This window comes from Streptomyces sp. 2-1, from assembly GCF_048564895.1.
Classification (GTDB): Bacteria; Actinomycetota; Actinomycetes; order Streptomycetales; family Streptomycetaceae; genus Streptomyces; species Streptomyces phaeochromogenes.
Genome location: NZ_CP183383.1, coordinates 2,066,058 through 2,078,410, shown reverse-complemented (window position 1 = coordinate 2,078,410; position 12,353 = coordinate 2,066,058). Strand labels below are relative to the sequence as shown.

The following is a 12,353-nucleotide window of genomic DNA, read 5'->3' as shown; positions in this document are numbered from 1 at the left end:
GGGTTGGGGCCGCCATATGGTCGCAGGGATAGTGCAGGAACCTTTAATAAACAAGGGCGTTAAAAGCCGCCGGGACACGGCGATTGCGGAGGACACGGTGGGGACCACGCAGTTGGATACGGTGCCGGAGCCCAAGTACTGGCATCTCAAGACCGTGCTCAGCGAAGCACTGGACTCCGAGTTCTCGGTGGGCGAGATCCTGCCCAACGAGCGTGATCTCGCAGCCCGGTTCGGCGTCGCGAGGGCCACGCTCCGCCAGGCCCTGGAGCAGCTCGAACTGGAAGGCCGGCTCCAGCGCCGCCGCGGAGTCGGCACGACCGTGGCACCGCCGCGCATGGGCGTGGCCGTCGGATCCGAGCAGCACACGTGGCCGGGCGCGGTCGGCGACGCCTGGCAGCTCGCGGACTGCACGCTGGCGGTCCCGCCCTCGGCGGTGGCCACGGCCCTGGAGACCGAGCCCGGTGAGGCGGTGCACATCGTGCGCCGCTCCCGGGTGACGCACGGTCAGCCCGTCGCCGCCGAACTGCTCTACATCCCGGCCTCGTCGGTGCCCGACCTCTCCGGCATCGACGCGCCCTCGGGAGCCGCACGCGCGCGTGCCGTGCTCCGCGAGCTCCAGCGCCTCGGCCTGGAGAGCCAGGACCGCTCCGTGGAGCTGGGCTCGGCCCGCGCGGACGACGCCAAGGAACTCGACCGGCTCCCCGGCGCGCCCGTCCTCGTCGTCACGACCCGCTTCGTCGCCGAGGGAGGCACGGCGGCGGTCTCCGTCGCCACCTACCGCGCCGACACCTGCCGGCTGACGTTCGGGGACTCCGGCGGCGTGGAGATCCACCACGACCCGGAGCGCCGCGCCTCCTGACGGTCCCTCTGCGTACGCGTCGCGCCCCGGGCCTCCGGGTCGCGACGCGTTCTGTTTTCCGCGTCCCGGAGTCGTTCAACGGCGTGCCGTCACGGTGCCCTCCACCGCGAAGAGCTGCTCCTCCACATGGTCGAGCGCCAGCCGCAGCGCGCCCGTCGCCACCGCGGCCTCGCCCAGGAGCGACAGCGTCACGCGGGGCGGACGCAGACAGTAGCGGGCCAGCTCCTTGCGCAGCGGCTCCAGCACGCCGTCGATGCCCGCCGCCCAGCCGCCGATCACCACGAGCTCGGGATCGAGCGCCAGGACGAGCGCGGCCACGTCGTGGACCAGCCGCTGGATGAAGCGGTCGACGGCCGCCAGGGCCCGTTCGTCGCCCTCACGCGCGTGGGTGAACACCTCCGCGACGGCCTGCTCGTCGAGGGGATGCAGCGGCTCGTCCGTCGTGGACAGCAGCGTCTCCGGAGTGACCTCGCGGCCCAGCAGATGGAGCGCGCCGATCTCCCCGGCCGCGCCCCCGAAGCCGCGGTGCAGCCGCCCGCCGATGAGGGATCCGGCGCCCGGGCTCAGTCCGGCCAGCACGAACACCATGTCGTCGGACTCGGTGGCCGCGCCCTTCCAATGCTCGGCGACGGCCGCCGCGTTGGCGTCGTTCTCGACCAGCACCGGGCACTTGAAGGAACGGCGCAGCCGCTCGCCCAGCGGAAGCCCCGTCCACTCCGGCAGCGCCGTACCGAGGCGTACGGTTCCGTCGGCCTCGACTATCCCGGGCGTGGCCACGCCGACGGCACGCAGTGACCCCCGCGCCACCCCGGCACGGCGCAGCAGCTCCGCGACGGCCGTACGCAGCCGTTCGAGCCGTTCGTCCGCCGAAGCGGTCTCGCACACGTCCTTGGCGAGCGAGCCGAGGATCCGGCCGTCCAGGTCAGAGAGGAGCGCGGCAACGCGGTGCGGGCCGATCTCCAGGCCCAGCAGATGGCCCGCCTCCGCCCGGAAGCGGAACCGGCGCGCGGGACGGCCCTGGCGCCGGGCAGCGCCCTCCTCGGCCGCCGTCTCGACGACCAGCCCGCCCTCTATCAGCCCCTCGACGACACCCTCGACCGTGGGCCGGGACAGCCCGGTCACCCGGGTGATCTCCGTGAGCGTCGCGAACTCCGTGGCGCGCAGCGCGTGCAGCACCACCGCGGAGTTGATCCTCCGAAGCAGAGAGGGATCCCCGCCGGTCAACCGCCCCAACGTCCGTCCTCCCAGCTAGTGCGCATGTTGGTTGGGCGGATCGTACTCGGCGCGGCGGCCCCCGGCGAGTGCCGGGGACCCTCTCCACGCCCGGGGCCCGGTTCAGCCGGGCGCCACGAACCCCGATTCGTACGCCGCGATCACCGCCTGTGTGCGGTCCCGCGCCCCCAGCTTCGCCAGTACGGCGCTGACGTGGGACTTCACCGTCTCGGTACCCACGATCAACCGCGTGGCGATCTCCGCGTTCGACAGACCCCGGGTCATCAGCCGGAGAACCTCCGCCTCGCGCTCGGTCAGGGCCGCCCGGTCCAGCGCGGCCCGGGCCGCGGGATTCCCGCCGTCGCCCCCGTAGTCGGCGGCCAACTGCCGTACCGAAGCCGGGAACAGCAGCGACTCGCCCTCGGCGACCAGCCGCACCGCGTTCACGATCTCGGCCGGCCGCGCCCGCTTCAGCAGGAAACCGTCCGCACCCGCGCGCAGCGCCTCGTACACGTACTCGTCGTTCTCGAAGGTCGTCACCACGAGGATCTTCGGCGGGTCGTCGACAGTCCGCAGCACCGCGCGCGTGGCCTCGATGCCGTCCAGGAGCGGCATACGGACGTCCATCGCGACGACATCGGGCCGCAACTTCCGGACGAGCGGGATCACCGCCGCCCCGTCGGCCGCCTCCCCGACGACCTCGATGTCGGGCTGCGCCTCCAGAACGGCGCGCAGACCCGCGCGTACGAGGGGTTCGTCGTCGACAAGCAGAACGGTGACCGGCACCCGGCCAGCGTAGGTCAGCGCAACGGCAACTCGGCGTGCACCTGCCAGTCACCCTCGTCCGGACCGGTCCGCGCGCTGCCGCCCAGCAGCGCGGCCCGCTCCCGTATGCCCCGCAATCCGCTGCCCCGGCCGGGCCCCGTTATGTCCACCGTCAGCGGATTGCGCACCTCCAGGGAGAGCGCCCCGTCGTCGACGGCGATACGGACCCGGACTGGCACGGAACCCGCGTGTCGCAGCACATTGGTGAGCGACTCCTGGAGGATGCGGTAGCCCTCGCGCGAGACCGGGCCGGGCACCGTCTCCACAGGGCCCGTCACCTCGGCGTCCACCTTCGCCCCCGAGGCGCGCGCCGACTCCAGGAGGCGGTCGGCCTCCACCAGCGTCGGCCGGCTGCTCACGGGACGCACCGACTCCCGCAGCACGCCGAGCACCCGCTCCAGGTCCTCCAGCGCGGCCCGGCCCGTGTCCTCGATCGCGACCAGGGCCCGGTCGGTGAAGCCGGGGTCGTCCGCGGCCCGCGCGGCACCCGCCTGCACCACGGCCACCGTCAGCGCGTGCCCGATCGAGTCGTGCAACTCGCGGGCGATACGGGTGCGTTCCAGGAGCCGCTCGGTGCGCTCCTCCAGGGCGGCGACCCGCTCGGCCGGCGACGGCCCGAGGAGGCGGCGTGCGACAGCCGTGATCAGCTCGCCGACACCGACCACCAAGGCGTACATCACGACGAGGGGGAGCGGCGCCAGGAGACCGTACGCCCAGTGAGGCTGCGAGATGGGCAGGAGCGGGTTGTCCGAAACCGTGTGCCCCAGCGCGGCCGCGGTCAGGTCGTACGTGCACATCGGACCCCAGACGGTGGCGAACCCGGCCACCGTTCCCAGCGCCATCCGTGCTTCGAGCCACAGCACCGTGCGCCAGCGGTCCCGCCAGGTCGCCGACGGCTGCACGGAGATCCCCGAGTCCTTCTCGCCCGGCGTCAACAGCAGCTGTGCCTGGACCCCTTCTCCCAGACGCACGGCAGGGATCAGACCGAGCGGAATCAGCGGAAGCGCGGCACCCCACGGCTGGGACGGGAAGATGTACATCCACACGCTGACGAGCAGCACGGGCGTCCACAGGTGCAGCAGGCGGGTGTACGTCGTCCCGCGGGTCAGTGGGCGCAGCAGGCGGGCCATTCCGTCATCGTGCCAGCCACCACTGACAACGAGCCTCCCCCGAGCGAGGGAGACGCTCTCCCCGGGCGGGGGAGGCCCAAGGCCCGTCCCGGCAGCCAGCCTTGGGGCATGACCAGCATCGACGTCCAAGACCTCACCAAGGAGTACGGCACCACGCGGGCCGTGGACCGGCTGACCTTCAGCGTCGTGCCGGGCCGCGTCACCGGATTCCTCGGTCCCAACGGCGCCGGGAAGTCCACCACCATGCGCCTCGTGCTCGGCCTGGACCGGCCCACGTCCGGCACGGCGACCCTGGGCGGCCGCGCGTACGCGACGCTCGACGAGCCGCTGCGGCACGTCGGCGCCCTGCTCGACGCGCAGGCCGCGCACGGATCGCGCACCGCACGGGACCATCTGCGCGTGCTCGCCGCGAGCAACCGCCTTCCCGAACGCCGGGTGGACGAGGTACTGGAGGAGGCGGGGCTCGCCTCGGTCGCCCGCCGCCGCGTCAGGACGTACTCCCTGGGCATGCGGCAGCGCCTGGGCATCGCCGCCGCGCTGCTCGGCGACCCGCCGGTGGTCCTCCTCGACGAGCCGTCGAACGGGCTCGACCCCGAAGGCATCATCTGGATCCGGGAGTTGATGCGCCGGCTCGCCGGCGAGGGCCGCACCGTGCTCGTCTCCAGCCACCTGATGAACGAGACCGCGTCGTTCGCCGACCACCTCGTCGTCCTGGGGCGTGGCCGCCTCCTCGCCGACACACCGATGCAGGAGTTCATCCACGCGCGCGTGGAGCCCCGCGTACGCGTCCGCACCACGGACGGCGCGGCGCTCCGGGACCTGCTCGCCCGGCACGGGTACGACGCCGTGGAAGAGGAGGGGGAACGGTGGATCGTGAGACACGCGCGCGTGGACGACATCGGCCGCCTCACCTCCGGAGCGGGCCTTCCCATCCTCGAACTCGCGGCGCAGGAGGGCACGCTGGAGCAGGCCTACCTGGATCTCACGGCCACGGAGGCAGAGTTCGCCGCCCAGTCCCCGACTCAGCCTCAGGAGGCCTGACCGTGCCGTTCGCACCCGTACTCCACTCGGAGTGGCTCAAGATCCGCACCCTGCGGTCGCTCGTCGCGGGACTGGGCGCCCTCGTCCTCGTCACCGCCGCGTTCTCCGCACTCGCCGGCCTCGACAACGCCGCGGACGCGGACTTCGACCCCTTGTTCTCGGCGTTCTTCGGCGTCAGCTTCGGGCAGATCGCCGCGATCACGTTCGGCGCGCAGGCCGTCTCGTCCGAGTTCCAGGGAGGTGCCCTGCGGGTCTCGCTGTCCTCCGTACCCCACCGCGGACGGTGGTTCGCGGCGAAGGCCACGGCCATCGGCGTGCCCGTCCTTGCCGTCGGTCTCCTCACCGGATGCGTGAGCCTGGCCGTGGGCAAGGCGGTCCTCGGTGACCGGGCAAGCGCGATCAGCTGGGGCGAGGGGCTGCGGGGTGTCGTGGGCTGCGGGATCTACCTGGCGCTGATGGCCCTCTTCGCGGCCGGGCTGGCCACGCTGCTCCGCAGCGGCGTCGCCACACTGAGCATCCTCATCCCCTTCCTCCTGATCGTCTCCTTCGTGGTCGGCGACGTGTCGGGGAGCGCCGCCGACTTCCTGCCCGACAAGGCGGGGCAGGTGGCACTGCACGAGACGTGGGGCGGCGCGCTCGGGCCGTGGACCGGGCTCGCGGTGACGGCGGTGTGGGCGGGGGCCGCACTCCTGGCCGGAGCCTGGAGCGTTCGGCGACGGGACGCCTGAACCCGGCCCCCGTTGTCACCTGACGGGCCGCCAAGTGTCAGTGGTGACCGCTTTACTGGACTTCATGACCACTGAGCGACACCTCGCCACGATCGACGAGCTGTGCGTCCGCGACTTCCCCGCGGCGCACGGCTGGTCGGACATCGGCGCGGGGGGACCCGGCTACCACCTGGTGGTGCTGGAGACGACGCACGGCCTCGGGACGGGCGACCAGGGGGAGCGGACGGAGATCGCGGACCAGTTCATCGCCTACAGAGAGGGCGTCGCACAGCGACTGAACGAGCGTTGGGGGGAGGCGTACCCCACGAGCCTGGACGGTGTCTTCCTGCGCGCCGAGGACCCGGACGAGCAGATACCGAAGCCGTGGGCCTACCTCAGCGCCTATGTGAGATACGTGGACCTGTGGGAGGCCGACGGCACCGGACGCTGGGTCGCCGTGGGGGTCTCGGAGCCGAAGGAGGGACTGGAGGTCCAACTCTTCGCGCTGGTCACGGAGTTGGCCCCGCCGTGACCCGTCACGCCTGCGCGGCCTCCCGCAACCGGCCGAACTCCTCCGCCATCGTCGCCGCCGTCCAATGGGCGTTCAGACCACTGGGGTTGGGCAGCACCCACACACGAGTCGAGCCGAACGTCCGCTCCTGCGGCCCGATCCTGGCCTTGCGGTCGTCGAAGGCCGCCCGGTAGGCGGTCACACCCACCACGGCGAGCCACCGCGGCCGCAGCCGCTCCACCCTGGCGGCGAGCAGCCGCCCGCCCTCCCGGTACTCGTCCGCGCTGAGCTCGTCCGCCCGGGCCGACGCCCGTGCCACGACATTGGTGATGCCGAGCCCGTACGAGAGCAACTCGCCCTGCTCCGACGGCTTCAGCAGCCGGGGCGTGAAGCCGGACAGGTGCAGCACCGGCCAGAAGCGGTTGCCCGGGCGCGCGAAGTGGTGGCCCGTCGCAGCCGTCATGAGGCCGGGGTTGATGCCGCAGAACAGCACCTGGAGACCGTCCGCGACGACATCCGGCACGAGCCGGTCGCGGGCGGCCTCCAGTTCGGCGGGGGTGAACCGCGTCAGAGGATCGCCCCCGGCGTGTAGCCCGCGGCCTCCGGGTGCTGCTTCACGATCTCCTCGATCCGGGCGACGACGGCGGTTACCTGGTCGGCGGCGGCACCCGTGAAGGACAGCTTGTCGGCCATCAGAGCGTCGAGCCCGGCCCGGTCCAGCGGGATGCGCTCGTCCGCGGCGAGCTTGTCGAGCAGCTCGTTGCGCTCGGCGCCCTGCTCGCGCATGGCGAGGGCAGAGGCGACGGCGTTCTCCTTGATGGCCTCGTGCGCGACCTCACGGCCGACGCCCGCGCGCACCGCGCCCATCAGCACCTTGGTCGTCGCGAGGAACGGCAGGTAGCGGTCCAGCTCACGCGCGACGACGGCCGGGAACGCGCCGAACTCGTCGAGCACGGTCAGGAACGTCTCCAGCAGACCGTCGAGCGCGAAGAACGCGTCCGGCAGCGCGACCCGGCGCACCACCGAGCAGGACACATCGCCCTCGTTCCACTGGTCGCCCGCCAGCTCGCCCGTCATCGAGGCGTAGCCGCGCAGGATCACCATCAGGCCGTTGACGCGCTCGCAGGAGCGGGTGTTCATCTTGTGCGGCATCGCGGAGGAGCCGACCTGGCCGGGCTTGAAGCCCTCGGTGACCAGCTCGTGCCCGGCCATCAGCCGGATTGTCTTCGCGGTGGACGAAGGCGCCGCGGCCAGCTGCACCAGCGCCGTCACGACCTCGTAGTCGAGCGAGCGCGGGTAGACCTGCCCGACGGACGTGAACGCCTGCGAGAAGCCCAGGTGCCGGGCGATCCGCTGCTCCAGGTCCGCGAGCTTGGCCGCGTCCCCGCCGAGCAGGTCGAGCATGTCCTGCGCCGTGCCCACCGGGCCCTTGATGCCGCGCAGCGGGTAGCGGGCGAGCAGCTCCTCGACCCGGCCGTACGCGACGAGCAGCTCGTCGGCGGCGGTCGCGAAACGCTTGCCGAGGGTCGTCGCCTGCGCCGCCACGTTGTGCGAGCGACCGGCCATGACCAGCTCGCCGTACTCGCCCGCGAGCTTGCCCAGGCGGGCCAGGACGGCCACCGAGCGGTCCCGCATCAGCTCCAGGGAGAGCCGGATCTGCAGCTGCTCGACGTTCTCGGTGAGGTCCCGGGACGTCATGCCCTTGTGGACGTGCTCGTGTCCGGCGAGGTCGTTGAACTCCTCGATCCGCGCCTTCACGTCGTGCCGCGTGACCTTCTCGCGCTCGGCGATCGAGGCCAGGTCGACCTGGTCGAGGACCCGCTCGTAGTCGGCGAGCGCGGCCTCCGGCACCTCGATCCCGAGGTCCTTCTGGGCCCGCAGCACGGCGAGCCAGAGCTGACGCTCCAGCTTCACCTTCTGCTCTGGGGACCACAGGGTGGCGAGCTCGGCCGAGGCATAGCGGCCGGCGAGGACGTTCGGGATACGGGGCTTTGCGGGCGCAGTCACGTGTCCAGATTCTACTGGCGGTTCCTGCAGGCCAGCGCCACGGGCCTGTTTGTCGGAAGCTACGAGAGCGCGGGCGGGCGGCCGGGAGGGCGTCGGTGGTCGTCCACGGATTCCTCTTGGTGGTCCTCCAGCGGTGATCCACGGATTCCGACCCGGCGGTCTACGGTCCCCGGGCGGTCTACGATCCCGCGTCGGCCAGCTCCGCCAGGATGTCGCCGTGGCACAGCTCCGGCGCACACCAGCAGGCCAGCGTCCTGCCGCGCAGCTCCGGCACGAGGGCGAGCAGCTCGGGGCGTGCGAGGAGGTACGCCCGGTACTTGGCCATCACCTCGGCGCGGGTTCCGTCGCGCTTCTTGGTGGCGGTGTCGTAGGCGAACGGGTTGTAGAGCGCGTGCTGGGGAAGGTCCCAGTGCCCCATGGTCCAGCGGCGGCCGACGTACACGAGGTCCGCCGGGGCGTCCTCCAGGCGGGGGCCGAAGTCGTGGATGCGGCCCTTGAGGTTGATGACGGTGGCGGTCACGGCGGACTCCGTTCCCTCGGCGGGGCTGGGGCGGCCGGCGGTGCCGGCGCGGCTCGCGGTGGTCGGCGAGCCCGATCATGCGCCGCGCGGGCCGCACGCGCCACCGGCAGGCCCGCCACCACTGGCCGGCTCGACACAGTGCCCCGGCCCCTGCCAGGGCTTACGCCTCCGGAGTCTCGTACGGCAGCAGGTCCGGTCGCTTGGCCGGGAGGCCGTCGCCCGATGAGCGGCCGGTGAGGCGGCGGCCGATCCACGGCAGTAGGTACTGCCGGGCGAAGCGTGCGTCGGCGGTGCGGCGGGCGCCCCAGCCGGGCGGCGGGGACGGCGGCATGGGCGTGCGCCAGTCGGCGTCCTCCGCGTCGTACCCGAGCGTCTGCCACACCGCCTCGGCTACCCGGCGGTGTCCCTCACCCGTCAGGTGCAGCCGGTCCACGTCCCACATCCGGGGATCGCCCAGGGACGGCGCCCCGTAGAGGTCGACCACGAGCGCGCCGTGCCGGGACGCGAGGTCGTCGACGCAGGCGAAGAGCTCCTCCATGCGCGGGCGGAACCGTGCCAGTACCGGGCCTTGGCGGCCGGGGCTGCGCATCAGGACGAGCTGCTTGCAGGCGGGGGCGAGGCGCTCGACGGCCTCCTCCAGGAGCCCGCGGACCTGCCCCATGTCGCACTTGGGCCGCAGCGTGTCGTTGAGCCCGCCCACGAGCGTGATCACGTCGGGCTGCATCGCCGCGGCGACATCGACCTGCTCGGCGACGATCTGTCCGATGAGCTTTCCGCGTACCGCCAGGTTGGCGTACCGGAACCCGGGGGTCCGAGCGGCCATCCGGGCCGCGAGGAGGTCGGCCCAGCCGCGGTACGAGCCGTCGGGGAGGCGGTCCGACATGCCCTCGGTGAAGGAGTCGCCGATCGCGACAAGACTGGTGTAGGTGGCATTCGTCTGCATGGCGGAAGAGATGATAACCCGTGCACATACCCACCGGTCTGCCGCCCGGCGCACGCCCCCTCACATCGCCCGCTCCTCTCATCACGCCCGCCCCCGTCACACCGGCTGCCCGAACAACTCCCTCAGCACGTCCTCCATCGTCACCAGCCCCGCCAGCCGCCCGTCCGTACCCAGCACCGCGGCCAGATGCGTACGGCTGCGTCGCATGGCCGTCAGTACGTCGTCCAGCGGTGTGCTCTCCCGGACGCGGGCGATGGGCCGCATGTCCTGGACCCGGAACGGCAGGTCGCGCGGCATCGCGTCGAGCGCGTCCTTGACGTGGAGGTAGCCGACGATGCGACGCCCGTCGTCCACGACGGGGAAGCGGGAGAAGCCGGACTCGGCGGACAGCGCCTCCAGCTGCTCGGCCGTGACACCCACGCGCGCGTAGACGACGCTTTCCAGCGGGAGTACGACGTCCCGCACCGGTCGGCGTCCCAGTTCCAGGGCGTCGTGCAGCCTCTCCTGCGCGCGGTCGTCGATCAGCCCTGCCTCGCTGGAGTCCTTGACCAGCCGGGCCAGTTCCGTGTCCGAGAACGTCGCGGAGACCTCGTCCCGCACCTCGACCCGCATCAGCTTCAGCAGCCCGTTCGCGAACGCGTTGATCGTGAAGATCACCGGCCGCAGCGCCCGCGACAGCCCGACCAGCGGCGGACCGAGCAGCAGCGCAGTCCGCACAGGCTCGGCGAGCGCGATGTTCTTCGGCACCATCTCACCGAGGAGCATGTGCAGATACGTGGCCAGGGAGAGCGCGATCACGAACGAGATCGCGTGTCCGGTGCCCTTCGACAGCCCCACCGCGTGGAACACCGGCTCCAGCAGATGCGCGATCGCGGGCTCCGCGACCACACCCAGGACCAGCGTGCACAGCGTGATGCCGAGCTGTGCCGCAGCCATCAGCGCGGACACGTGCTCCAGACCCCACAGCACGCTGCGCGCCCGCCGGTCGCCCTCCGCGCTGCCCTCCATGGTCTGCTCGATCTGACTGCGGCGTACGGAGATCAGCGCGAACTCGGCCCCCACGAAGAAGGCGTTCACGACCAGGGTCGCCAGCCCGATGAGCAGTTGTACGGCGGTCATCGCTCGCCCCCTTCACGAGATTTCCCGGGCCGTTCGGACGGGACGCCCGCGGCGTGCGGCGCGTGCATCAGCACCCGCGCGGCCCGCCGCCCCGACGCGTCCACCACGTCCAGCCGCCACCCGGCGACCTCGACCGTGTCCCCCTTGGCGGGAATGCGCCCCAGCTCGGCCGCGATCAGGCCCGCGAGGGTCTCGTACGGTCCCTCCGGCGCGCGCAGACCGACCCGGGCCAGCCGGTCGATGCGTACGGAGCCGTCGGCCGAGTACAGCGTGCGGTCCTCGTCGTCCGTGCCGGCCGGGGCCAGATCGGGCGTCTCGTGGGGATCGTGCTCGTCCCGCACCTCACCGACGACCTCCTCGACGATGTCCTCCAGGGTGGCGACCCCGGCGGTGCCGCCGTACTCGTCGATGACGACGGCCATCGTGCGCTTGCCGGAAAGCCGGTCCAGGAGCCGGTCGACGGTCAGTGACTCCGGTACGAGCAGGGGCTCACGCATCAGCGTCGACACGCGCGTACGAGCCCGTTGGTCGGCGGGCACGGCGACACAGTCCTTGATGTGCGCGACACCGACGACCGAGTCGAGGTTGCCGCGGTAGACGGGGAAACGGGACAGGCCGGTCGCGCGGGTCGCGTTCGCCACGTCCTCGCAGGTCGCCTGGACGTCGAGGGCGATGACCTGGACGCGCGGTGTCATCACGTTCTCCGCGGTGAGATCGGCGAGGTTCAGCGTGCGCACGAACAACTCGGCGGTGTCCGGCTCCAGGGCACCCTGCTTCGCGGAGTGCCGGGCCAGCGCGACCAGTTCCTGCGGGCCGCGCGCGGAGGCCAGTTCCTCGGCGGGCTCGACACCGAAGCGGCGTACGACACGGTTGGCCGTGTTGTTGAGGTGACTGATGAACGGCCGGAACAGCGAACTGAACCAGCGCTGCGGAGTCGCCACCCGCTTGGCCACGGCGAGCGGTGAGGAGATCGCCCAGTTCTTGGGCACCAGCTCGCCGACCACCATCAGGAAGACCGTCGACAGGGCCGTACCGATGATCAGGGCCACGGACGAGGAAGCGGACTCCGGGACACCGGCGGCCTCCAGCGGACCCGCGATGAGCTTGGCGACGGACGGCTCGGCCAGCATGCCGACGACCAGGTTCGTGACCGTGATGCCGAGCTGGGCGCCGGAGAGCTGGAAGGTGAGGTTCCGTACGGCCTTGAGGGCGCCCGCCGCGCCGACCTCGCCGCGCTCGACGGCGCGCTCCAGTTCGCTGCGCTCGACCGTGGTCAGTGAGAACTCCGCCGCGACGAAGGCGCCGCAGGCGAGTGAGAGCAGCACCGCCACGGCGAGGAGGAGCACTTCGGTCATCGGGTCACCTCCGTCCCATGATCGGCCACGGGCGGGGGAATCGCGCGATGACGGCACAGCGGGACGCCGTGCCCTCGGGTACCGGGAGGCTCGCCCATGGGCGGAGGCTCACACCTTTCCTAGG

The 12,353-nt window shown here is 72.0% G+C and carries 13 protein-coding genes; 4 read left to right on the top strand and 9 right to left on the bottom strand.

The features are described 5' to 3' along the window. The first annotated feature begins 97 nt into the window (after nucleotides 1-97). A complete protein-coding gene (locus ACN20J_RS09130; RefSeq protein WP_419665671.1) occupies nucleotides 98-859 on the top strand; it encodes a GntR family transcriptional regulator in 762 nt (253 codons plus the stop codon). A 75-nt stretch (nucleotides 860-934) separates the two neighbouring features. On the opposite strand, the gene ACN20J_RS09125 is transcribed toward ACN20J_RS09130, so the two are convergent. From ACN20J_RS09125 to ACN20J_RS09115, 3 genes are all read right to left on the bottom strand, one after another. Then, entirely contained in the window at nucleotides 935-2,092 is a 1,158-nt protein-coding gene (locus ACN20J_RS09125) for an ROK family transcriptional regulator (protein WP_189843863.1), read from the bottom strand. 102 nt (nucleotides 2,093-2,194) lie between these two features. After that, the gene (locus ACN20J_RS09120) at nucleotides 2,195-2,857 is read right to left on the bottom strand and encodes a response regulator transcription factor (RefSeq protein WP_190231723.1); all 663 of its coding nucleotides are present in this window, start codon (nucleotides 2,855-2,857) and stop codon (nucleotides 2,195-2,197) included. A 14-nt stretch (nucleotides 2,858-2,871) separates the two neighbouring features. Next, complete coding sequence (locus tag ACN20J_RS09115; protein WP_419665670.1) at nucleotides 2,872-4,026, bottom strand: sensor histidine kinase; 1,155 nt, start codon at nucleotides 4,024-4,026, stop codon at nucleotides 2,872-2,874. 108 nt (nucleotides 4,027-4,134) lie between these two features. Between ACN20J_RS09115 and ACN20J_RS09110 the strand changes: the two genes are divergently transcribed. The 3 genes from ACN20J_RS09110 (at nucleotide 4,135) to ACN20J_RS09100 (ending at nucleotide 6,306) form a co-directional block, all read left to right on the top strand. Further along, on the top strand, nucleotides 4,135-5,067 hold the full coding sequence (locus tag ACN20J_RS09110) for an ATP-binding cassette domain-containing protein (RefSeq protein ID WP_419665669.1): 933 nt from the start codon (nucleotides 4,135-4,137) through the stop codon (nucleotides 5,065-5,067). Between the two features lie 2 nt (nucleotides 5,068-5,069). Further along, nucleotides 5,070-5,795, top strand: a complete 726-nt coding sequence (locus ACN20J_RS09105; RefSeq protein ID WP_419665668.1) for an ABC transporter permease subunit — start codon at nucleotides 5,070-5,072, stop codon at nucleotides 5,793-5,795. A 64-nt stretch (nucleotides 5,796-5,859) separates the two neighbouring features. Next, the gene (locus ACN20J_RS09100; RefSeq protein WP_189843858.1) at nucleotides 5,860-6,306 is read left to right on the top strand and encodes a hypothetical protein; all 447 of its coding nucleotides are present in this window, start codon (nucleotides 5,860-5,862) and stop codon (nucleotides 6,304-6,306) included. 4 nt (nucleotides 6,307-6,310) lie between these two features. Here ACN20J_RS09100 and mug read toward each other — a convergent pair whose 3' ends face one another. From mug to ACN20J_RS09070, 6 genes are all read right to left on the bottom strand, one after another. Then, complete coding sequence (mug, locus tag ACN20J_RS09095; protein WP_361908912.1) at nucleotides 6,311-6,856, bottom strand: G/U mismatch-specific DNA glycosylase; 546 nt, start codon at nucleotides 6,854-6,856, stop codon at nucleotides 6,311-6,313. Next, the gene (gene purB, locus ACN20J_RS09090) at nucleotides 6,853-8,292 is read right to left on the bottom strand and encodes an adenylosuccinate lyase (RefSeq protein WP_190231719.1); all 1,440 of its coding nucleotides are present in this window, start codon (nucleotides 8,290-8,292) and stop codon (nucleotides 6,853-6,855) included. Before purB ends, mug begins: the two co-directional genes overlap by 4 nt. Before the next feature lie 178 nt (nucleotides 8,293-8,470). After that, on the bottom strand, nucleotides 8,471-8,812 hold the full coding sequence (locus tag ACN20J_RS09085) for a DUF4326 domain-containing protein (RefSeq protein ID WP_419665667.1): 342 nt from the start codon (nucleotides 8,810-8,812) through the stop codon (nucleotides 8,471-8,473). Nucleotides 8,813-8,972: 160 nt separating this feature from the next. Next, on the bottom strand, nucleotides 8,973-9,755 hold the full coding sequence (locus ACN20J_RS09080; protein ID WP_189843855.1) for an SGNH/GDSL hydrolase family protein: 783 nt from the start codon (nucleotides 9,753-9,755) through the stop codon (nucleotides 8,973-8,975). Nucleotides 9,756-9,851: 96 nt separating this feature from the next. Next, nucleotides 9,852-10,874 carry a hemolysin family protein gene (locus ACN20J_RS09075; protein ID WP_189843854.1) on the bottom strand — a complete coding sequence of 341 codons (1,023 nt, stop codon included), beginning with the start codon at nucleotides 10,872-10,874 and terminating at the stop codon, nucleotides 9,852-9,854. Then, a complete protein-coding gene (locus ACN20J_RS09070; RefSeq protein WP_189843853.1) occupies nucleotides 10,871-12,229 on the bottom strand; it encodes a hemolysin family protein in 1,359 nt (452 codons plus the stop codon). Before ACN20J_RS09070 ends, ACN20J_RS09075 begins: the two co-directional genes overlap by 4 nt. Nucleotides 12,230-12,353: the final 124 nt, after the last annotated feature.

Excerpts from the sequence above, each read along its gene's own strand:
- ACN20J_RS09115 (WP_419665670.1), bottom strand. The coding sequence starts at position 4,026 with ATGGCCCGCCTGCTGCGCCCACTGACCCGCGGGACGACGTACACCCGC.
- ACN20J_RS09110 (WP_419665669.1), top strand. The coding sequence starts at position 4,135 with ATGACCAGCATCGACGTCCAAGACCTCACCAAGGAGTACGGCACCACG.
- ACN20J_RS09100 (WP_189843858.1), top strand. The coding sequence starts at position 5,860 with ATGACCACTGAGCGACACCTCGCCACGATCGACGAGCTGTGCGTCCGC.
- ACN20J_RS09080 (WP_189843855.1), bottom strand. The coding sequence starts at position 9,755 with ATGCAGACGAATGCCACCTACACCAGTCTTGTCGCGATCGGCGACTCC.
- ACN20J_RS09075 (WP_189843854.1), bottom strand. The coding sequence starts at position 10,874 with ATGACCGCCGTACAACTGCTCATCGGGCTGGCGACCCTGGTCGTGAAC.
- ACN20J_RS09070 (WP_189843853.1), bottom strand. The coding sequence starts at position 12,229 with ATGACCGAAGTGCTCCTCCTCGCCGTGGCGGTGCTGCTCTCACTCGCC.